The organism is Myroides profundi, assembly GCF_000833025.1.
Taxonomy (GTDB): domain Bacteria; phylum Bacteroidota; class Bacteroidia; order Flavobacteriales; family Flavobacteriaceae; genus Flavobacterium; species Flavobacterium profundi_A.
Genome location: NZ_CP010817.1, coordinates 1,129,474 through 1,152,437, shown reverse-complemented (window position 1 = coordinate 1,152,437; position 22,964 = coordinate 1,129,474). Strand labels below are relative to the sequence as shown.

At 34.4% G+C, this 22,964-nt stretch carries 18 protein-coding genes; 10 read left to right on the top strand and 8 right to left on the bottom strand.

The genetic code is table 11. From position 1 onward, the window contains the following. Positions 1-17: 17 nt before the first annotated feature. The 4 genes from MPR_RS05205 to dnaK form a co-directional block, all read right to left on the bottom strand. On the bottom strand, positions 18-1,175 hold the full coding sequence (locus tag MPR_RS05205) for an aspartyl protease family protein (protein WP_082027818.1): 1,158 nt from the start codon (positions 1,173-1,175) through the stop codon (positions 18-20). A gap of 83 nt (positions 1,176-1,258) precedes the next feature. Continuing rightward, a complete protein-coding gene (locus MPR_RS05200) occupies positions 1,259-1,603 on the bottom strand; it encodes a type II toxin-antitoxin system RelE/ParE family toxin (RefSeq protein WP_041889912.1) in 345 nt (114 codons plus the stop codon). 4 nt (positions 1,604-1,607) lie between these two features. Beyond that, the gene (locus tag MPR_RS05195; protein WP_041889911.1) at positions 1,608-1,844 is read right to left on the bottom strand and encodes a hypothetical protein; all 237 of its coding nucleotides are present in this window, start codon (positions 1,842-1,844) and stop codon (positions 1,608-1,610) included. 133 nt (positions 1,845-1,977) lie between these two features. After that, positions 1,978-3,873 (bottom strand): molecular chaperone DnaK, encoded by a 1,896-nt coding sequence (gene dnaK, locus MPR_RS05190; protein ID WP_041889909.1) that lies wholly within the window; start codon positions 3,871-3,873, stop codon positions 1,978-1,980. 405 nt (positions 3,874-4,278) lie between these two features. On the opposite strand from dnaK, the gene MPR_RS05185 reads away from it, so the two are divergent. The 6 genes from MPR_RS05185 (at position 4,279) to MPR_RS05160 (ending at position 11,340) form a co-directional block, all read left to right on the top strand. Further along, positions 4,279-5,703, top strand: a complete 1,425-nt coding sequence (locus MPR_RS05185; protein WP_041889906.1) for an L-serine ammonia-lyase — start codon at positions 4,279-4,281, stop codon at positions 5,701-5,703. 4 nt (positions 5,704-5,707) lie between these two features. After that, positions 5,708-6,886 (top strand): SH3 domain-containing protein, encoded by a 1,179-nt coding sequence (locus MPR_RS05180; RefSeq protein WP_041889903.1) that lies wholly within the window; start codon positions 5,708-5,710, stop codon positions 6,884-6,886. Between the two features lie 53 nt (positions 6,887-6,939). Continuing rightward, on the top strand, positions 6,940-7,758 hold the full coding sequence (gene panB, locus MPR_RS05175; RefSeq protein ID WP_006256766.1) for a 3-methyl-2-oxobutanoate hydroxymethyltransferase: 819 nt from the start codon (positions 6,940-6,942) through the stop codon (positions 7,756-7,758). A gap of 78 nt (positions 7,759-7,836) precedes the next feature. Then, positions 7,837-8,535, top strand: a complete 699-nt coding sequence (locus tag MPR_RS05170) for an RluA family pseudouridine synthase (RefSeq protein ID WP_041889900.1) — start codon at positions 7,837-7,839, stop codon at positions 8,533-8,535. A 92-nt stretch (positions 8,536-8,627) separates the two neighbouring features. After that, entirely contained in the window at positions 8,628-9,707 is a 1,080-nt protein-coding gene (locus MPR_RS05165) for a hypothetical protein (protein ID WP_041889897.1), read from the top strand. Positions 9,708-9,813: 106 nt separating this feature from the next. After that, positions 9,814-11,340, top strand: coding sequence for an AbgT family transporter (locus tag MPR_RS05160; RefSeq protein WP_041889894.1), 1,527 nt, complete (start codon positions 9,814-9,816; stop codon positions 11,338-11,340). A 48-nt stretch (positions 11,341-11,388) separates the two neighbouring features. Here MPR_RS05160 and MPR_RS05155 read toward each other — a convergent pair whose 3' ends face one another. After that, positions 11,389-12,231 carry a sulfurtransferase gene (locus MPR_RS05155; protein ID WP_041889891.1) on the bottom strand — a complete coding sequence of 281 codons (843 nt, stop codon included), beginning with the start codon at positions 12,229-12,231 and terminating at the stop codon, positions 11,389-11,391. A 32-nt stretch (positions 12,232-12,263) separates the two neighbouring features. Continuing rightward, the gene (locus MPR_RS05150) at positions 12,264-13,199 is read right to left on the bottom strand and encodes a hypothetical protein (protein ID WP_041889888.1); all 936 of its coding nucleotides are present in this window, start codon (positions 13,197-13,199) and stop codon (positions 12,264-12,266) included. 525 nt (positions 13,200-13,724) lie between these two features. Between MPR_RS05150 and MPR_RS05145 the strand changes: the two genes are divergently transcribed. Continuing rightward, positions 13,725-16,259: a heavy metal translocating P-type ATPase gene (locus MPR_RS05145; protein WP_041889886.1), complete on the top strand. Its 2,535-nt coding sequence runs from the start codon at positions 13,725-13,727 to the stop codon at positions 16,257-16,259. A 598-nt stretch (positions 16,260-16,857) separates the two neighbouring features. On the opposite strand, the gene MPR_RS05140 is transcribed toward MPR_RS05145, so the two are convergent. Then, entirely contained in the window at positions 16,858-17,163 is a 306-nt protein-coding gene (locus MPR_RS05140; RefSeq protein WP_041889884.1) for a DUF6804 family protein, read from the bottom strand. 217 nt (positions 17,164-17,380) lie between these two features. Here MPR_RS05140 and gcvT point away from each other — a divergent pair, with 217 nt between their 5' ends. Further along, positions 17,381-18,463 carry a glycine cleavage system aminomethyltransferase GcvT gene (gene gcvT / locus MPR_RS05135; protein WP_006260805.1) on the top strand — a complete coding sequence of 361 codons (1,083 nt, stop codon included), beginning with the start codon at positions 17,381-17,383 and terminating at the stop codon, positions 18,461-18,463. Between the two features lie 101 nt (positions 18,464-18,564). Continuing rightward, on the top strand, positions 18,565-19,275 hold the full coding sequence (locus MPR_RS05130) for a YebC/PmpR family DNA-binding transcriptional regulator (RefSeq protein ID WP_041889880.1): 711 nt from the start codon (positions 18,565-18,567) through the stop codon (positions 19,273-19,275). 75 nt (positions 19,276-19,350) lie between these two features. On the opposite strand, the gene MPR_RS05125 is transcribed toward MPR_RS05130, so the two are convergent. Next, positions 19,351-20,328 (bottom strand): helix-turn-helix domain-containing protein, encoded by a 978-nt coding sequence (locus MPR_RS05125; protein ID WP_041889878.1) that lies wholly within the window; start codon positions 20,326-20,328, stop codon positions 19,351-19,353. 120 nt (positions 20,329-20,448) lie between these two features. On the opposite strand from MPR_RS05125, the gene MPR_RS05120 reads away from it, so the two are divergent. Continuing rightward, on the top strand, positions 20,449-22,854 hold the full coding sequence (locus MPR_RS05120; RefSeq protein ID WP_041889877.1) for a TonB-dependent receptor: 2,406 nt from the start codon (positions 20,449-20,451) through the stop codon (positions 22,852-22,854). Positions 22,855-22,964 lie beyond the last annotated feature (110 nt).

The window sequence follows — 22,964 nt, the reverse complement described above, 5'->3', positions numbered from 1 at the left end:
TCAAGGCTTTTCTCTTACTATTCATTCCACTTAAATTTATAAGTATAATCAATATCCATTTCTTGATTAGCACGTAATATTCTAATTTTCTTTACTCCTTTATTTCTTTCAATCTGTTTAAAAAATTCTTTTATATCACAGTGCGACAAAGGAAGTTCTTGATCATTTATTTTTAATACCACATCCTCTATTTGGAGTAAATCATTATCAGAATTAATTGAGTTAACATAAAAACATCCATTGTCATTTAAACCTAATGTAAAGCCTTTAAATATTTCCTCTTCTGCGCAATAAAACTTATTATCTATTTTTTTTAGGTAAATTATTTTATTATAAAAATCAATGTAAGTATGGTATTCTTTTATAAACTGAAAGCCAATATTATTAAGCAAATTATCTTCAAGTATAAAAGACTGTTCTTTAATTTCAAGATTACCAAACTTTATAGGTGCATTAGCCAAATATATTCTTTTATTAATTGTTTTTTCAAGTCCATATACCCCTCTTCTTCCTTCGCTATAGACAACTTTATTTTTATAATTACTAACAAATTTCTCCATCTTAATATTAGGAATAGCTAAATATCCTGTACTTCCTGTATCAAATAAGAGTTGTGTCTTAATCCCATTAACTATTGCAGTTATACTAGGTCGTCCATTATTATCTTTTGATTTATATTTATGCTTTGTATATGTATCAAATACTTTTTTGTCTAACATCTTATGATTATACAATTTAATATGCTGTCCAATAGGATCTATTTCAATTATATAATTTTTCAACATATGTATTCCTATTATTCCATGTAATTTCACATCACACATAAAATGATGTTGTTGACTCATATTATCATTATTTATCCCTATTACATTATTAAATACTTTGCCAGAGATAGTTAATCTATCCAAACTAACTAACGATTCTTGGGTTTCTTTATTAGAAATATCACTTAGTGTTATTTCTCTAATAACATTTTTTATATCAAAATATTTTTTATCAAATAGAGAAATAGCAGCTCCTGTATCAAATAAAAAATCGTATTCCTTCCCCTCTACCTCAACTTTAATAATAGGCCAACCATTCTTTTCCTCATAAGGAATAGTCAATACTTGAGCATAAGAAACAAAAAAACCATACATCAAGAATAACAGCAGATAAATACTTTTACTTTTCATAAGTATATTTTATTAAATTACAGATAATCAATATAATAATAAATACACATTAAAAAAAAAACAAATCAAAAAAAACCGAGCCTTTACAGACTCGGTTTACTATTATTTCTCTGATATTCTTCTCTATCTTCATTGACATACATCTTATGAGGAGATTGCTTGGTATGAAAGATATCCAGAATAACAATATTCTCTTCAGTTACCTCATATAGAATTTTATACTCATAAACTAAGAGATACCTTCTCTCGAATCGACTATACATCATACCTTCTTTCTGCCCTAAATAGGGAAAATTAATTAACTGCTTGATTGCTTTAATAATATTATCCTTTACCTCTTTAGCCTTGCTTACACTGACATGATTAACATAATAGAAGTATATATCCCTTAATTGACTGGCTGCAAAATCAGATAATATTATTTTCATACTACTACCATTTAGTACTCATCTCTTCTACTTCCTCTAAGGTATAATACCTTCCCTCCTCATAGTCTTTACGAGATATAGCTAATCTGCTCTCTAACTCCTCTTCTGTCATAGGTATAAACATCTCCTCTTCCACTCGTTTCAGAGCATTGACATACTCATTTATTTGATCGATCAATACCTCATCGGTAATATCCATAAGGGATTTAACTATCTGCTGTCTCTTTATCTCTACACTCATAACTAATTCATTTACAATACAAAGTTAAACAAAATAGATAAACACATTCCCCCTAACTATAAATTTACCACATAAAAAAAACCGAGCCTATACAGACTCGGTTTCTCTCTTTATAACTATAAAACGGGGAGGATTATTTCACCTCTTCGTATTCTACGTCTTGTGTACCATCAGCATCACCTCCTTGGTTTGGCTGTCCTTGTTCAGGACCTGCTTGACCACCTTCAGCTTGTGCTTTGTACATTTCTTCAGATGCTGCTTTCCAAGCTTCGTTAATTTTGTCTAACGCTGGTTGGATAGTATCTAAGTTCTTAGTTTCAAAAGCTGTTTTTAATTCAGCTAAAGCTCCTTCGATATTAGATTTATTTCCTTCAGATAATTTATCTCCGAATTCTTTTAATTGTTTTTCTGTTTGGAAAATCATAGCATCAGCTTCATTGATTTTCTCTACAGTTTCTTTTGCTTTTTTATCAGCATCAGCATTAGCTTCAGCTTCTTTTTTCATTCTTTGGATTTCTTCTTCAGTTAATCCAGATGAAGCTTCAATACGAATATCGTGAGATTTACCAGTTCCTTTATCTGTAGCAGATACTTTGATAATACCGTTAGCATCGATATCGAAAGTTACTTCGATTTGAGGCACTCCTCTTTGTGCAGGTGGTAAACCATCTAAATGGAAACGACCAATTGTTTTGTTATCATTAGCCATTGGTCTCTCTCCTTGTAATACATGGATCTCAACCGATGGTTGGTTATCTGCAGCAGTAGAGAATACTTGAGATTTCTTAGTTGGAATAGTTGTATTAGATTCGATCAACTTAGTGAATACACCTCCCATAGTTTCAATACCTAATGAAAGTGGCGTAACGTCTAATAATAATACGTCTTTTACATCTCCAGTTAATACACCTCCTTGGATAGCAGCACCGATAGCTACAACCTCATCAGGGTTAACTCCTTTGTGTGGTTTTTTACCAAAGAATTTCTCTACTTCTTCTTGGATTCTTGGGATACGTGTAGATCCCCCTACTAAGATTACCTCATCAATATCTGATTTAGATAAACCAGCATCTTTTAAAGCTTTCTCACATGGAATCATAGAACGACGTACTAAATCATCTGATAATTGCTCAAATTTAGCTCTTGTCAATGTTTGTACCAAGTGTTTTGGTCCTGAAGCAGTAGCTGTTACATAAGGCAAGTTAATCTCTGTTTGTGTAGCAGAAGATAACTCAACTTTAGCTTTCTCAGCAGCTTCTTTTAAACGTTGTAATGCCATAGCATCTTTACGTAAATCTACTCCTTCAGCAGCGTTAAACTCATCTGCTAACCAGTTGATGATTACGTTATCAAAGTCATCTCCTCCTAAGTGAGTATCCCCATTAGTAGATAATACTTCGAATACACCGTCTCCTAACTCAAGGATAGAGATATCAAATGTACCACCACCTAAGTCATATACTACTACTTTTTGATCTTTTCCTGTTTTGTCTAATCCGTATGCTAATGCAGCCGCTGTAGGCTCGTTAATAATACGTCTTACTTTTAATCCTGCAATTTCTCCTGCTTCTTTTGTCGCTTGACGTTGTGCGTCATTAAAGTAAGCTGGTACAGTGATAACTGCTTCTGATACTTCTTGTCCTAAGAAATCTTCAGCTGTCTTTTTCATTTTTTGTAGTGTCATCGCAGAGATTTCTTGTGGCGTATATAAACGTCCATCGATATCTACACGTGGAGTATCATTATCTCCTTTTACTACTTGGTAAGGTACTGCTGTTGCTTCTTTCGCAGCCTCACTATATTTCTCTCCCATAAAACGTTTGATAGACGCAACTGTTTTTGTTGGGTTAGTTACAGCCTGACGTTTTGCAGGATCACCTACTTTAATCTCTCCACCTTCTACGAAAGCTACGATAGATGGTGTAGTTCTTTTTCCTTCAGCGTTTGAAATTACTACTGGCTCGTTTCCTTCCATTACAGAAACACAAGAGTTTGTAGTTCCTAAGTCAATACCAATTATTTTACTCATAATATTTTCTATAGTTTATTTTTATACATAATTCATTGTCGTGAGCTTCATGCTCGGTTACTCTTAAACAATCTTTATGCCAACAGAAAAAATTGAATATTTTGTCTGTTTTTAGGTCATTTTATCATTTAAACAATGTCATATTGTCATTTCCCTCTCTTTTAGATAAGAAATAAATACACATAACGTCAGTATAGACTGACAACGATACCTCTCTTTTAAAAGCCTTCTCTCTAAAAACAGATCACTTACTATCTCTATTTAATAATCAATACAAGAAACATAAAACAACTATATAATTATCTATCCACATAATTCCCTTCACATCTTGCGTTAAATAAGTCTCTAAAAGTTGTCTCTGATTAGAATTTAGCTATCTTCGTATTATTAAATCACTACTATTTTATGGAATGTATTTCTGTATTTGATATGCTCAAAATCGGTGTAGGACCATCTAGTTCACATACTTTAGGTCCTTGGAGAGCCGCTGAGCTTTTTTTAAAAGAATTGCGTGATCGCCAAATCTTTGACCAAGTTTCTTCTCTGAAAATAGATTTATTTGGTTCACTTTCTCTTACGGGAGTAGGGCATGCTACTGACTTAGCTGTAATGCTAGGGCTAAGTGGAGCTGATCCAGAGTATGTCCCTGTCGAAGACATTAGTGGTATTATTGATCATATTAATACCTCACAGTCTTTATTATTAGGAGGAACAATGCCTGTAGTATTTAATCCTAAGGAAAATATTGTATTTAATAGAAACTTCCTTCCTTTTCATGCCAACGGAATGACATTCACTGTACAATATGGTGAACACAATCTATATGAATCTACCTTTTATTCTATCGGTGGAGGATTTGTGGTAAAAGAAGAGAACCCAGAAAATCAAGAGAAAGAAGAAATTAAAGCTACTTTCCCTTTCCCTATAGAAAAAGCTACTGAGTTATTAGCCTACTGCAAAGAGCAGAATATGTCTATCTCTGAGTTAGTATATGAAAATGAAAAGTCTATACGCTCAGAAGAAGAAATACATCATGAGTTATTACGCGTGTGGAATACCATGCTAGAGTGTATGTATATCGGATGTCATACTGAGGGCATACTACCAGGAGGCCTTAATGTACGTAGACGTGCTTATGACACTCATTCTAAACTGAAAGGAGAACTTCCTTATAACACACCTCAAGAATGGTTACAGACCATCCGTAAGACAAAAGTATACTTTAGACAGATATTAAAATGGGTAAGTTGTTTTGCCTTAGCTGTTAATGAAGTGAATGCTTCTCTTGGACGTGTTGTGACTGCCCCTACTAATGGTAGTGCAGGGGTTATTCCTGCTGTATTAATGTATTATCTAGTAATAGAAAACCACAAAGCAGGCGATAAAGAAATAAAACAGTTCTTAATGGTGGCTGGTGAGATAGGAAGTATCTTTAAAAAAGGTGCTACTATATCTGCTGCTATGGGAGGATGTCAAGCAGAGATTGGTGTATCGAGTGCAATGGCTGCAGGTGCCTTATGTGAACTAATGGGAGGTACTCCAGAACAAGTAACTGTAGCTGCTGAGATAGCTATGGAACATCACTTAGGACTGACATGTGACCCTATCGGCGGACTAGTTCAAGTACCTTGTATCGAGAGAAATACCATGGGAGCTATTAAAGCTATTAATGCAGCAGAGCTTGCTTTAGATACCGACCCTAAAAATGCAAAAGTTCCTTTAGATAAAGTAGTAAATACAATGTGGGAGACTGCAAAAGACATGAATAATAAATACAAAGAGACTTCAGAAGGTGGTCTTGCTGTAGCTGTAAACTTATCAGACTGTTAAACAGATGAAACAAACGATTGGAATATTGTGTTTCCTAGTCTCTGCCTATGCTTTAGGACAGAGTCAACTATATGTAACTACTCCTACTGTAGCTTACAGTGATGCTAATGGCACTACACAGATAGGTGTCTATACACGTGGTGCATATCTAAATAACGTAGATAAAGTAAATAACGATGTATTTAAAGTAACTAATGAACTATTAGGAACTGCCTATATATTAGATACTGATCATCTAAAAGAAGTGTTGTCTGCAGAAGACAGTACTGAGGCCTCTCCTTCTCCTATTATTGACTTTGATGATTACTACGGAAGTCCTCATCTATTTACTGTAGTAGGTGGACTTAAAGTAAGAACAGCACCTAATCATCAATCAGAAACAACAGGAGTGCTATACAACGGAACACCTGTAGGGATAGATTATTTCCCTTATGATAAAGAAGCTTGGGTCAAGATAAACTTTAATGAAGGACAAGGGTATATACCTGTTAAATACTTAGGAAAGAGACCAAACCTAAACAACCTAATTACAAGTTATAAAAAGGCTACTGAACCTAAAGAGCAAAAGCGCTTTATACAGCGTATTATCGAGCTTGGTTGGAATAGTAATGACGATGACAATGCTAAGGCATTATTAGTCTTTGCTGATTATGCAGATAAAAACAGTCAACCAGAACGTGCTACCATTGCGAGACTACAAGCAGAAGTATTAAAAGCAATTCCTGATGAAGGTATTTATGACAAAACATTAGATTTAGTCACAAAAAAATTAATTGGTTTTACCTTAAACAATGTGATAGAACCAAAAAAAGGTTTTAGTTTAGCCACATTAGAAAAGACCTTTGGAAAGGTAAAAGAGAGCTATAGCAATTTAGAGGATTGCGCTCTAGACAATTACGAAAGTAATATTATATTTAACACAGCAGAGTGTATTGGACATGATGTCAACAAAACATATACCCTGAGAATTGTCGAGATGGGCAATGGTGCTGGATTTAAAATCAACAATAACATTCTAAACGAGAATACAACAGAAACAGAGTTTTTAAAAACTGGAAAAGGCTTAATCAATACTATTTTAAATACCGAAAAAGCTTATCAGATCCCTGCTGGAGATTCTGCATATAGATTCACATTTAAAGAAGGTAAATTGAGTAAAGTGGAATTGATTTATTTCTGCTAATTCCTTTTTTTATTCTTTAATAAAATTTACAATAACCCAAAAAAACAAGAAAAATGTCTGTAGCAAAAAAAGACTATAAAAAAGTGACAACTAAGTCGCTAATAGATATGAAAGCCAATGGAGAGAAAATATCAATGTTAACATGTTATGACTACTCTATGGCTAAAGTATTAGAAGCAGGTGGAGTTGACGTAATGCTTGTAGGAGATTCTGCTAGTAATGTAATGGCTGGTCATGAGACTACCCTACCGATTACATTAGACCAGATGATCTATCACGCACAGTCTGTAGTACGTGGAGCTGACAGAGCGCTAATTGTTGTGGATTTACCTTTTGGTTCTTACCAATCTGATCCAAAAGAAGCATTGCGTTCAGCTATCCGTATCATGAAAGAAAGCGGGGCTCATGCTGTAAAAATGGAAGGTGGAGAAGAGATTAAAGATGGTATCAAACGTATCTTAGACGCAGGCATCCCTGTTATGGGACACTTAGGTCTTACTCCTCAGTCTATCTATAAATTCGGAACTTATACAGTAAGAGCTAAAGAAGAAGAAGAAGCTAATCAACTTATCAAAGACGCTAAAATGCTAGAAGAAATAGGATGTTTCGCTCTTGTATTAGAGAAAATACCTGCTGCTTTAGCAAAGAAAGTTGCTGAGAGTATTTCTATCCCTGTTATCGGTATCGGTGCTGGTAATGGTGTAGATGGACAAGTATTAGTAGTACATGATATGATAGGGCTTACTCACGAATTTAGTCCTAAATTCTTACGTCGTTATATGAACATTTTTGAAGATATGAAAAATGCAGTATCTCAATACGTTGAAGATGTTAAGTCTGTTGATTTCCCTAACGAAAACGAACAGTACTAATAGATCCTAACTTATTTAAAATACAAAGAATATCCTTTTTACATATAAAAAGGATATTTTTGTTTAAAATTATTACAAATGAAAATCGTCTCTACACCCGACAATCTACAAGTACTACATGAAGATAACCATATCATCATCATTAATAAACGCGTAGGCGATATCGTACAAGGTGATCAGACAGGTGATATGCCACTAAGTGAAATAGTCAAACTATACTTAAAAAAGAAGTATAATAAGCCTGGTGAAGTGTATCTAGGGGTAGTACATCGCTTAGATCGCCCTACTTCTGGGTTAGTCGTATTTGCAAAGACTTCTAAAGCACTAAGTCGCTTAAACGAATCATTCAAAAATAGAGAGACACAGAAGACCTACTGGGCAGTAGTAAAAGATGCTCCTCCTAAAGTAGAAGACACATTAGAACATTTCTTAGTGAGAAACCCTAAGAATAACACTTCTAAAGCTCATAAAAAAGAAGTTCCTAATAGCAAAAAGGCAAAGCTAACCTATCGAATGTTTCACCAGCTAAAGACCTACTCTACTCTAGAGATAGATCTATACACAGGTCGTCACCACCAGATAAGATGCCAGTTATCTGCTATAGGATGTCCTATTAAAGGAGATTTAAAATATGGAGCAGACAGAAGTAATCCAGATGGAGGTATCCACTTACACGCACGTAAGCTTACCTTTATTCATCCAGTGACCAAAGAGACACTTACTATAGTAGCTCCTACTCCTGATGAAGTAATATGGAATAATATAGAACCTAAATAAAACTAAAGGCTATTCAGAGATGAGTAGCCTTTACTATTTTTTTTGATAACTACATTAAGATAGCTTCGTATCTTCGCTATAAAATAGAATATATGACTATAGAACAGAAATACAGCTATGTGCAGCAGACTGATGATACCATACTTGCTTCTACACTATCTAATACTGACGAAATAGTAATGCTACTGAGCAATGGAGATATCGTAAAACATAATTTTCTGACAGGTGCAACTACCCTAGTATCCACTTTAAAAGATAGTATGGGGTATACTGATAACGGTTTTGACCTCACTGCTCCTATTTCTATCTATACGCTAGATGATATTATCGTTATAGTAAACGACTTTAAGCGTCATGGTTATATCATTAATCCTAAACAAGAATACCGATTACATCTATGGAGAGGGGATTATTACGCTAATATCACGAAATACCCTATCGCGCTATATAAAGATGATAATCAAGTACCTCATATCATCTATGCTGACGATTGGAACCATGTCCAAATCATGAATCTAGATACTCGTCAAATACTAACTGCTGCTAAATCTTTAATAGAAGACGCAGCAGAAGAGAAGCATATCGAATTTTATAAAACTCGTAAAGAACACAATAAGCTAGCTTGGCCAAGTACCTATGATTATTTCTATGGTAAATTACTATTATCTCCTAATCATCAGTACTTCGCAAGTGTAGGATGGGTATGGGGATCTTCTGATTGTATTAATGCTTATGATGTCAATAACTTTATCACTAACCCTAGAATACAAGATATCATCGTTCATCAAGGGGAACATGAATCAAGAAAAATATGTTGGGTAAGCAATAATATCCTTGCCGTAGAACACAATCCCTATATAGAAGAAGAGGAAGAGGCAACAGAGGACTCCTTAAATGAGATACACCTTTACCTATTAGAAAACAACAAAGCTACCTTATTAGATAAAATACAACTACAACATAAAGGTATCCAATACAACGCTATGTACTTTGACACTATACTCGATGCTTTCGTATTAGTTAACTCAGATGAAGGGGTATATATCGTATCTAAGAATGGAGAAGTACTTTATCAGGATGATACTATTCGTACTTATACATATAACACTACCTCTCAGCAGTTCTTATCATGTAATGAAAAAGACGTGTCCATCTATGACCTAAAGTTATAATAACACCACACATGCTACATCAATATAAATTACTGTAAAAAAACGAACCCCATTTCATAGATAAGTAAAAAATACTATCTTCACTTTTTACATAATTTTTTGATAAATGAATGATAACCCTAAAAAAAGTTTAGTAGATAAGTTTTTATCTAGTGTTGAGAAGATTGGTAATATGTTACCTCATCCAGCAACTCTGTTTGCTAGTTTTGCTATATTAGTTATTATAGCCTCATGGATAGCCAGTTTTTTCGATCTCTCCGTACTCCATCCAGGTACTAAAGAAGAGATAAAGTCATTCAACCTAGTAAGTGCGGAAGGATTACACATGATCCTTTCTAAAATGGTTACTAACTTTACCAACTTTGCACCTTTAGGTACGGTACTAGTCTCTTTATTAGGTATTGGTATTGCAGAAGGTTCAGGATTAATAGGTACTATCCTAAAAAAGATAGTACTATCCTCTCCTAAGAAGCTACTGACATTCGTTATCGTATTTGCAGGAATACTTTCTAATACGGCTAGTGAGGTAGGTTACGTTTTATTAGTACCCTTAGCAGCTATTATATTCTTAGCAGCAGGTAGACATCCTATAGCAGGACTAGCAGCTGCCTTTGCAGGAGTATCAGGAGGATATAGTGCTAACTTATTATTGGGAACTATAGATCCGTTATTAGCAGGATTATCAGAAGAAGCAGCTAGAATTATAGATCCAGCTTATGTAGTTAACCCTGCTGCGAACTATTACTTTTTATTTGTATCTACCTTCATTATTGCTATTCTAGGTACATGGGTTACAGAGCGCATAGTTGTACCTAGGTTAGGAGAATACACAGGAGATGAAAAAGCAATTTCGATAGATCCTTTAACCAAAGAAGAAAAGAAAGGTCTGATCTATGCCTCTATAGCAGGTCTTTTATTCACTGCATTTATACTAGGAGGTCTAATTCCAGAGAGCGGTTATTTAAGAGGTACTGATGGAGGGATTCTGAAGTCTCCTTTTATGTCAGGTATTGTTGCTTTATTATTTATTGGAGCAGCACTAGCAGGTATCGCTTATGGTATCGGAGCTAAAACCATCAAAAACGACACCGATGTAATGAAAGGAATGTCAAAAGCGATGGAAACTTTGGGGTCTTATATTGTTTTAGTGTTCTTTGCAGCTCAATTCGTTGCTTATTTTAATTGGACTAATCTAGGGTTAATCTTCGCTATAGAAGGTGCTGAAACACTACAGAAGTCAGGTTTAGGAGCTATTCCGTTAATGTTGATGTTTATTGTAGTCTCTGCTTTAATTAACCTAATTATGGGAAGCGCCTCTGCTAAATGGGCTATTATGGCACCTGTATTTATCCCTATGTTCATGTTATTAGGGTATTCTCCAGAACTAGTACAAGTGGCTTACCGCATAGGAGATAGCGTTACTAATATTATCTCTCCTATGATGAGTTATTTTGCCTTAATTGTTGCCTTTATGCAGCGTTATGACAAAAAAGCAGGTATAGGAACTATAGTCTCTACTATGCTTCCTTATACTATTGTATTCTTTATAGGTTGGTCTATTTTATTTGTGATTTGGTTACTTCTAGAGTTACCTCTAGGTCCAGGAGCACAACTATTCTATACTGCACAATAAAACAATAAGAGCTAACTATATACAGTTAGCTCTTATTATTTATACTATTTACACCTCTGTTGCGATAGGCTTATTACTTCTAGACCATTCACTCCACGAGCCCACATATAGCTTAGGTGTTGGGATACCTGCTGCTGTAATAGCTAATAGAGTATGACATGCTGTAATACCAGATCCACAGTGTACTGCTCTATTCTCTAACGGATAATCTTGTAGAATAGCAGTGTACTTCTCTCTTAATTGTTCTTCTGTCAAGAACATCCCCTTCTCATCTAGATTAGACATAAACGGAACATTGATCGCTCCAGGGATATGCCCTGCTACTGTATCTATAGGTTCTGTTATTCCTTTATATCGATTTGCCTCACGTACATCGATCACTACATAATCCTCACGTGATACATTCGCCTCTATTTCATTAATATCAGCTAGTGGTAGTTGCCACTCCGTTACAGGGTACACTCCTACTTCACTTGCTTTGACCACATTATTATTACTTGGAAAACCTACCTGCTGCGCAGCACTCATTCCTCCGCTTAGCACCTGTACTTTCTGATGACCTACAGCAGTCAGCATCCACCAAAAACGTGCAGCAGAATTACCTCCGAATACAGTGTCGTAAATAATCACATGACTATCAGGCATTATACCTAAAGACTGTAGACTATGAGCAAATTGTGCTACAGAAGGCAAAGGATGTCTCCCTCCTTTTGACGCATCTTCTCCTATATGAGCTAGCTGTGTATTCCCATCTACAAATAAAGCTCCATCTAAATGCTCTTGATCATACTCAGCTCTAGCCACCTTACTATTCGTAGCATCTATTAATATATAACTACTCCCTTGTTCTTTTAAGGATAGCAGTTCACTAGGTTGGATAATTGGTTTCATATTTATAATTATTGTTTGTTCTATATCTTACTTTATAAGCTCAGTGGTGCAAAAATACTAGCTAACCGTTCTTCTAACTTAGCTAAATCATCTTTCGTTTTAGTTCCATAAAATCGTTTAGTAGCTAATACAACCGTTTCTTGTTCTAACAACTTTCGTTCTACAGCCATCTCTGCCTCATATACCATCTTCACATTATGAGGTACACCAGCCATCTCTATTTCTAGTTTTAAGATTCCACCTTCTTCATTTAAATAATAAGGCAGTACTTTATTGATCACAGGGTTAAATAACTTACTTGTATAGAGCGTCACAGATACAGGTAAATTCTTATTCTCACTCTTTTCATTTATAGTATAGATTACCTTCTCTACCTCATAGCCTGCCACATTGCTTATTTCACCAGTTGCTACGCGATTATAGTTCTCTAAAGTAATCTGTTTATGCAATTGTTCTCTTTCTAAGAACTCCTTTTGGTAGGAGAAATTTAATTCTGTATTAGGAACTATCGTTGAGGATGCATAAACAAATCCTTCATCTAATATATCATTCCACTTATTCTCTAGAATATACGTAGCTCCTTCTCCTTTATACACTACTTCATAGCCCGCTACATATACATTATTTTTAATAAACGGTAATGTACTGTACTCCTTTAAAAACAAAGGATTATTCGTCAGAAACTGCTTAATTCTATCTCTGTCTGCTACTGACTGCTCTTCTATATACTTCTTCGCTAATTCTTTACTATACAGAGGGTCCTGACTGATATGCTCTATAAGTCGTCCTATAAGAGAATCACTTAATGACATTTTATACACTAAAGTACCTTCTATAAACTTAGTCTTCTTTATAGTCGTTTTCTCTTTAGATTCTACATTTACCTCAGTAGCCTCTTGTTGTTTATTTTCCTTACACCCCATCAGCGCTATCCCTACGATCAACAGTCCCAAACTTAGTCTTCTCATTCTATCTTATATTGAAAATCTAAAGTACAAAAAATAACTACGCTCACTTATTCCTTCTGTGTATAATAAATAATGAATATATGTTCTATACTTGGAATTAACATTATAGAAGATAAACGCAAGAAAAATAACTTGTATAATTATAATAGGATTATAAAAACAAGTGTAGAGTTAAAAGCAGGATTATAAACAATAACTGTACAGCTATAGTAGGACGAGACAAGCTTTTTAGGCAGTGGTCGCATAGTGGTCGGCTAATGATCGCATAGTGGTCGCATAGTTTTGGCTATTTTTAATGCGACCACTATGGGAGCATGACCCTATCAAGACTCAATCATTTACACTCAATATAAAAAAACATAAAAACATAACCTTTAACACATTAAATCACATCTATAGTTAAAAACAGTAAGAGATTTAGCTGTCATAAGTTCAAAACTATATAATCCTTCTTCAAAATTGTATAACACTATATCTGTCTTTTTATTCGTACTTTGTATCTGCACAAAAAGAATTATTGTACAAATGAAAAAAGAATATAAAGTAAGCGGTATGAGCTGTAATGGTTGTAGAACCAAAATAGAAGATACCCTAAATGAAATACATGGTATACAAGCAGAAGTTTCATTAGAAAACGAAAATGCTCATATAGAGTCTCATCACGATATAGATACATTAACTTTACAAAAGGCTTTATTGAAAAAAGGGAATTATATCCTTCAAGAAGTCGTAACCAAAGAAGATGGATCTCAAGAGATTCTACCAGCTGTAGAAGTATCTGAAGAAGATATGTATCAACAAGAACTGCCTAAGGGCATGGAAGATAAAGCAGGTAAATACTTCTGTCCGATGCTATGTGAGGGAGATAAAGTCTATGATACCAATGTAGGATGCCCTGTGTGTGGGATGAACTTAGAACAAATCCCTGCACCAAAAATAGAGAAGACAGTATACTACTGTCCGATGCTATGTGAAGGTGATAAGACGTATGACAAACCAGGGAATTGTCCGAAGTGTGGAATGAACTTAGTACCTAAGACCATTCTAGTAGAACAAGAAGATACTACATATACAGATATGCTGAAGAAACTGCGTATATCAGTAGCCTTCACCATCCCTGTATTTATACTTGCTATGGGATCTATGATTCCTGGAGACCCGATCGGAAAAATCGTACCTCATGAATGGAATAACTATATACAGTTATTATTCACCATTCCGGTAGTTTATGTATGTTGGATGTTCTTTAGTAGAGCATGGACTTCTTTTAAGACATGGAATCTTAATATGTTTAGTTTAATAGGATTAGGGTCTGCCGCTGGGTTAATCTTTAGCGTTGTAGCCTTATTCTTCCCTAATCTATTCCCAGATGACTTTAAAGGAGAGCATGGTATTCACCTTTATTTTGAGTCTGTAGCTGTGATCCTTACCCTAGTATTAGTAGGGCAAGTAATGGAAGCTAAAGCGCACAGTCGTACCAATACAGCCATAAAAGAATTATTAAAACTATCTCCTACAGAAGCAACTTTAGTTACTGAAAATGGGGAAGAAATAATACAAATAGACAAAATCGTAAAAGGTAACCACCTGCGTGTAAAACCAGGAGAAAAGATACCTGTAGATGGTGAAATCATAGAAGGAGAATCAAGTATAGATGAATCTATGATCACTGGAGAGCCTATCCCTGTACATAAAGTAAAAGGAGATAAGGTAGTATCTGGTACCATTAATGGTAATAGTTCGTTTATCATGATGGCAGAAAAAGTAGGTGATGAAACTCTACTGTCTCAAATCATCGAAATGGTAAATAATGCAAGTAGATCTAGAGCGCCTATCCAAAAGCTAGCAGATCAGGTAGCGAAGTACTTCGTGCCTATCGTAGTGATTATCGCGATAGCTACTTTTATTCTATGGAAAACATTAGGGCCTGAGCCAAGATTAGCTTACGCTTTTGTTAATGCATTAGCAGTATTAATCATTGCCTGTCCTTGTGCCTTAGGATTAGCTACTCCGATGTCTATCATGGTAGGAATAGGTAAAGGGGCTCAGAATGGAGTGCTAATTAAAAATGCCGAAGCATTAGAAACGGCAAATAAAGTAGATGTATTAATCACGGATAAGACAGGTACCCTGACAGAAGGTAAGCCATCAGTAGAGAAGATCGTAAGTATCTCATCAGAGTATACAGAAAAAGATTTACTACTACTAACAGCTTCACTTAACCAAAATAGTGAGCACGCATTAGCTACATCTTTTACTAAAAAAGCGAAAGAAGATGGTCTAAGTCTAACATCTGTAAAGATGTTTAACAATATCACTGGAAAAGGTATACAAGGTCTAGTAGACAAGAAGCGTATCTCTCTAGGGAATAAAGCACTTATGGATGTAGTACAAGCTCCACTAACTGATAGCTTACTACAACAAGTAGAAAGAGAACAAAGCCAAGGGAAGACAGTATCTTATATCGCTGATAACAATACAATTATAGGATATGCAGTATTATTCGATAAAATAAAAGAATCGAGTAAACAAGCTGTAAAAGATCTTCAAAATAAAGGAATCGAAGTGATTATGATCACTGGTGATAACCCTAAGACAGCACAGGCTGTGGCTACAGAATTAAATATTAAACACTTCTTAGCTGAGGCAATGCCTGAGGATAAATTAAACGAAATAAAGAAACTACAAGAACAAGGTAGAATAGTAGCTATGGCTGGTGATGGTATAAACGATGCTCCTGCTCTAGCTCAGGCTAATGTAGGTATCTCTATGGGTACTGGAACTGATGTTGCTATCGAAAGTGCAGAAATAACACTATTACAAGGAGACCTGATCGGTATACCTAAGGCTATCAATCTAAGTCATGGAGTAATGAAGAATATAAAGCAAAACTTATTCTTTGCCTTCATATATAATAGTATCGGTATTCCTATTGCGGCAGGTATTTTATACCCAGTATTTGGAATCGTATTATCTCCAATGATTGCAGCTGTAGCGATGAGTTTTAGTTCTGTATCAGTTATTACAAACTCATTAAGACTAAAGAACTTAAAATTATAATCATCATTTTTTTTATAATACCTTTCATTTTTTAACCAGAGCGATAACCATAGCTCTGGTTTTTTGTTTTGTGCTCTTTAGTAACTTATGTCTATAAAAAAAGCCAGGGTTGAACCCAGGCTTTTTACTCACCTTAAAAACTAAAATTGCAAACACAAATACCAATTTTTAGTTTGTCAAACCGAAAAAAAGGCCATCCTTAAGAATGGCCTAATCAGAATCATCTATATAAGAAAAAACAAGTCCCCACTCTGTTTTTTATTAAAGTAATTAGATGTTCTTAAATATCTTTAAGTTCAACAGTGCTAATATACAAAAAAAACATAAATATTAACATTTAAAACACCTAGACGTAACAAATTAATATAAAAACAGAAAATCAATCAATAAAATAACATTTAATAAACCCTATAATCAACTCAATACATCATTTTCAATAAAACACAACTTTATTCATTAAAATGTGATTTTACCTAACTCAATGCTCAATTACAGTACTCTTTCAATCCTTTAATCATCATAAACCACTCATTTAAAATAAATAAGCATATTACTGCAAACTCAGTAATATGCTTATATGTATTATTTTTAGATAAAATTAATTCTGTTCTACTGTTTGGGTTTTAGAAAATATAGCAGATAAGACTAGATATGCAGCTACAACTAGCTCTATTATTACCCACCATTGATGTGCTATAGGGATAGCATAAAAGGGTTGGAACATTCCTATAATGAGGATATACATTCCCATTTCGATTAGCTTCTTATTGATATGAGAGTTATAGGCTAGTATACCTAATCCTACTACAACGATAAAACCAACTAATAGATCAAGATCTGATGAAGAAGTAAACGCACTTAAGATCAATAATAGTGCTACTAATATTTTAATTGCTCTTTCCATACTTTAATTCTTTATAAATTAGATTACTCTAAGATAATAAAAAGTATAATCAATTAAAAATCAATAACAAAGAATTATATATAATAAAACAAAGTAGTTAATATCAATAATATAATTAATTCATACTAACACAACAATCTCCATACAAAAGCACTTTTATTTGAGGTAAAAAAAACTTACTTTAGCACCTAATTATAATTAAATCATTAACAACACAATGAAACAAGTAACTTTAAACCATATCCATGAAGCTTTAGGAGCGAAGATGGTTCCATTCGCAGGATTTAATATGCCTGTACAATATGAAGGAGTAAACATTGAACACGAAACAGTTAGAAACGGTGTAGGTGTCTTTGATGTATCTCATATGGGAATCTTCAAAATTTCTGGACCAAATGCTTTGGCATTAATCCAAAAAGTTACTTCTAATGATGCTTCTGTATTAGTAGACGGTAAAGCTCAGTACTGCTACTTCCCTAATACTACTGGAGGAGTTATAGACGATATTATTACTTATAGAGTGAATGAAAATGAATATTTGATGGTAGTAAATGCTTCAAATATTGAGAAAGACTGGAACTGGGTAAGCTCTCATAATGATATGAATGCTACATTAGAGAACCTATCTGACGGATACTCTATCTTAGCAATACAAGGACCTAAGGCTATTGAATCTATGCAAAGCTTAACTGACGTTAACTTAGCTGATATCAAATTCTACAACTTTGTGATTGATACTTTCGCTGGAGTAAAAGACGTAGTAATCTCTGCTACTGGATACACAGGTTCAGGTGGTTTTGAAGTATATGTAAAAAATGAAGATGTAGAAGCACTTTGGAACAAAGTATTCGAAGCTGGGGCTAACTGGGGAATCAAACCTATCGGATTAGCTGCTCGTGATACATTACGTCTAGAGATGGGATACTGCCTATATGGAAATGAGCTAAACGATGAGATCTCTCCATTAGAAGCAGGGTTAGGATGGGTAACGAAGTTCACAAAAGACTTTATCAACTCTGATAATTTAAAAGCTGAAAAAGAAGCAGGTATCAAAAATAGATTGATTGGTTTCGAACTAGTAGGTAAAGGTATTCCTAGACATGACTACGAAATCGTAGACGCTGAAGGTAACGTAATCGGAAAAGTTACTTCAGGTACACAATCTCCTTCATTAGGTAAAGGAATCGGTATGGGATATGTTCCTGTTGCACTAGCTGCTGAAGGAAGCCAAATATTCATCCGTATTCGTAAGAATGATGTTGAAGCAAAAGTGGTAAAAACACCTTTTTATAAAAAATAAGACAAAAGAATAGGGAGCTTAAAAATAAGCTTCCTTTTTTTTTATGATATATTTGAATAATGAGTTATTTTTGCGTTTATAAAATTAAGTAACAAATTATTATGGGAAGAGCGTTTGAATTTAGAAAAGGACGTAAGCTAAAACGTTGGTCTGCTATGGCAAAAACGTTTACAAGAATTGGTAAGGATATCGTAATGGCTGTAAAAGAAGGTGGACCTAATCCCGAGGCTAATGCTCGCCTTCGTGCCGTAATACAAAATGCTAAGGCAGCTAATATGCCTAAAGATAACGTAGAGCGTGCCATTAAACGTGCTACTGATAAAGATACTGAAAACTATAAAGAAGTAATATTCGAAGGATACGGGCCTCATGGTATCGCTTTCTTAATCGAATGTGCTACAGATAATAACAATAGAACTGTTGCCAACATTAGAAGTTACTTCAATAAATGCAACGGTACTTTAGGTACACAAGGGTCTGTTGAGTTTATGTTCGACCATACATGTAACTTCAGAATCCCTGCTGAAGAAGGTAGAGATCTAGAAGAGTTCGAATTAGAATTAATTGATTTTGGTATTGATGAAATCTTTGAAGATGAAGATGGTGTAATGATTTACGCTCCTTTTGAAAGCTTCGGATCTATCCAAAAAGAGTTAGAAGGTAGAGGAATTGAGATCTTATCTTCTGGATTCGATAGAATACCACAAGTAACAAAAGAACTTTCTGAAGAAGAAATAGCTGACGTAGAAAAGTTATTAGACAAAATCGAAGAAGATGACGACGTACAAAACGTTTTCACAACTATGGCATAATCCACAGTTTCGATTATAATATAAAAAGACGGAATACTTTAGATAAAGTATTCCGTCTTTTTTATTTAAGTTATACTAAGTCAGGTGAAATCGTTTAGGAGGGTATCCGAAGTGCTTCTTAAACGCTTTAGAAAAGGCAACAGAAGAAGAATATCCTAAGTCAAAAGCTATCTCTGCAATAGTATGATGAGCTTCTTCTAACTTCTGTATAGCGATATTCATCCGTCTATGTTGAGCATATTCGAATAGTCCAAGATTGTATAGATGCTTAAAGCCTCTCTTTAGTTTATATTCATTGATAAAAAACAGCTTAGACAGTTCTTCTGTAGTATAAAACTCTCGATAATTAAGGTCTATAAATTCTTTTATATTAGATAGTATTAGTTCATCTTCTGGTGTCAGTTTTACTCCAAGCTGTAACTTAGAGCACTCCTCTACTCCAACCTCTTTCTCATGCAATAACACAGATATTACTTCTAGTACCTTCCCTTTGATATACATATCCTTTGCTATACCTTTATAACTACATGTTTTGATCTCATTTAATAGTACTAAAAGCTCTTGTGTTAGTTTAATATCCTTAATTAACCTAGAAGTCTGGTCATTCTTTATCGCAGTAGTAAACTCAGCTATAGTCTCATCTTGTTGTCCCCATTCATTAAAGAACTCTAAAGGTAAGTAGATATCTAAATGCTCATATACGGCATCTTTTTCGAATATAACATCTGCTACCGATCCTGTACTCAGATAAGTCAAATAGCAGTGAAAAGGCAAGTACTTATTAGGTGTCCCATTAATGACATCTCTGACGATATGCTTCCCGAAAAAGAAGCTTAGCTCTACATACTCTATTTCTTCAAAGACGTAGTGCAAGGCATAATCTTGTGTGTACTTCAGATAATACTGTCTAATAATAATATCAGCTGAATCAAAGATATGATAAGTCACGAAAGTTCCAGAATCATTTACTAATTCCTTTTTACTCTGATACATCTCATTAGTTACCATATTCTCTAACTCAAAAAACTCAACGATTTGATCACCTTTACTCATAAAACTACCTATTGATTACTAAACTGCTAATTTTTACTCCCTTTTGGCTAAGTCATTCCATGATATAGAATCTACTTTTGTTTCCGCATTCAAATTTATTCAATCTAAATTAAGTATCAGATGAAAAGATTCTTTTTAATCAACACAAGTCATAAATTCATACTTACTGGTCTACTTTTGATCAATATAAGTACCTATGCCCAAGAAAAAGGGAATATCAAAGGAACTGTTGTAAGCCATAATCAAGAGAAATTAGCAGGAACTACAGTTACCTTAAACAACAACTTATTTAAAACCGTTTCAGATAATAACGGATACTTCTTACTAGAAAATATCGAATCAGGTAAATACCTTATCACTCTTCAGTATAAAAATAGTATTACAAAAGACAGTATCGTTATACCTGCAAATCAAACTGTCATAAAAGACTTCATGCTATTTGATGACAACAATGAAACCTTAGATGCAGTAGTCATTAATACAAATAAAAACATCCGTTCTTCTTCTTCTTTGCGAACAGCTGCTAACCTATTAGACGTACCACAAAACATCCAAGTAGTTGATAAAGGATTAATGGATGATCAGATTAGTATGACCATGAGTGATGCCATTGCTCAGAATGTGAGTGGTGTAAGATCTGTATTACATCAAGAGCAAGCTAGTGCTGGAATATATGTACGTGGTTATGGCGCTAGTAATCTAAGAAATGGTATGGATATCTCAGGAAGCTTTGGCCCTATCAGAGAAGACAATACCTTTATAGAACGTGTCGAGTTTGTAAAAGGACCTGCAGGTTTTATGATGGGAAATACTCAACCAGGTGGTTTCTATAATATCGTAACTAAGAAACCAATGGGAACAAACAAAACGACAGTAAAGACTATACTAGGTAGTTATAATCTATATCGCGCAGAAGTAGATGTAGATACTAAGCTAACAAAAGATGAGAAACTGCTGTTCCGTATCAATGGGATGGCTACAAAAGCTAGTTCTTTCCAATTGTACAACAAAAATAATTACTTATCATTAGCACCTTCATTAAAATACAATATTAGTGATGATACAAATATTACCTTTGAGTATATATTCAACTCTAATGAGTTCGAAGGTGGGTTCTCTAAATATGCCTATTCTAAAAATGAGTTTAAAGAACTACCTCGCAAATTCACGTTCACTGATCCTATCATAGATCCTACTATGATTAAAGAACACAATGTATTCATTAATCTTAATCACAGACTAAGTGATGATTGGAATCTTACTGCTAAACTAGGTTATGTAGAAGCTACTATGGAAGGAGAAAGCTTGTACTCAATCTATAATTCTATAGACGATAAAGGTAATGTACAAAGAGCACTTTCTGTAAATGATGCGTATAACTCAGCTAAAGTTGGGCAAGTTTATATGAATGGCAAATTTAAGATCACAGATCAGATTAAAAACAATGTGCTTTTCGGTCTAGATATGGGGCAAAAAGAGCACATGGCAGATTGGTCTGAAGTTGCAGATGATAAAGGAGTTATTATTCCAGTAGGTCCATTGTTTAATATATATAACCCTGTGTATGGTAAGCTTACTAAAAAAGACATCCCTACTTATGACCGTTCACATTCACTAAGAGAACGAGCAGCAGGTAATATTCAAGAATATAGCTATATCTCTCTATATGTACAAGACGAGTTTCTTCTATTAGATGAGAAACTTAGATTAGGGCTTGGGGTACGCTACACCTCAACAGAGAAAACAACGAGTGCTTCTAAAGGAGATGTTGTAAAGAATCAAGCGTATACTCCACGTTTTAGTATTACGTATAATATCTCTCCATCATTCTCAGCTTATGCCTTATATGATCAGAGCTTCCAAGAACAAGTTGGTCAATTAGAAAACAACAAAACAGCTGATCCTTCTAAAGGAACCAATAAAGAATTTGGGTTAAAGAAAACATGGTTTGAGAAAAAGCTATTTACTTCATTAGCTTTCTATCAAGTAGATAAGACCAATATCCTAACCCCACGTGATGCCTCTGCTAATAACCAAATTATGGTACAGAGTGGTAAAGCTACATCTAAAGGAATAGAATTTGACTTAAATGGGCAAATTACAGATGGCTTAACCTTGACAATGAACTATGCGTATACAGATGCTAAGATAACAGAAGATAATAATCCTGCTAAAAAAGGACAACTATTACCAGGAACTGCTAAGCACAGTACTAATGCATGGCTTACTTATAGAGTTCAATCAGGTACATTCGAAGGTTTAGGATTCTCTCTTGGATACCAATACCAAAAAGACCGCTCACAAGCTCCTGTACAAGCTAAAAAGTTCTTACCAGATGACTACTTCACACTTGATGGAGGAGTATCGTATAAAAAGAACAACTATGCATTTAACCTAATTGTAAATAATATCACGGATAGATATAATTATGTAGGTCACTTCCCTGGTGCGTGGGGATACACACACTATGGATGGAGAGCCACTACTCCACTATCATTCAAACTTAGTTTAGCTTATACATTCTAATAAGATAAAAGATACCTAAAGACCATCCCTTTCTAAAACAACTAGAAAGGGATATTTTGTTTTAAAACATTCGTTCTTCTAGCAATATTCTCACATATTGACCTATACTC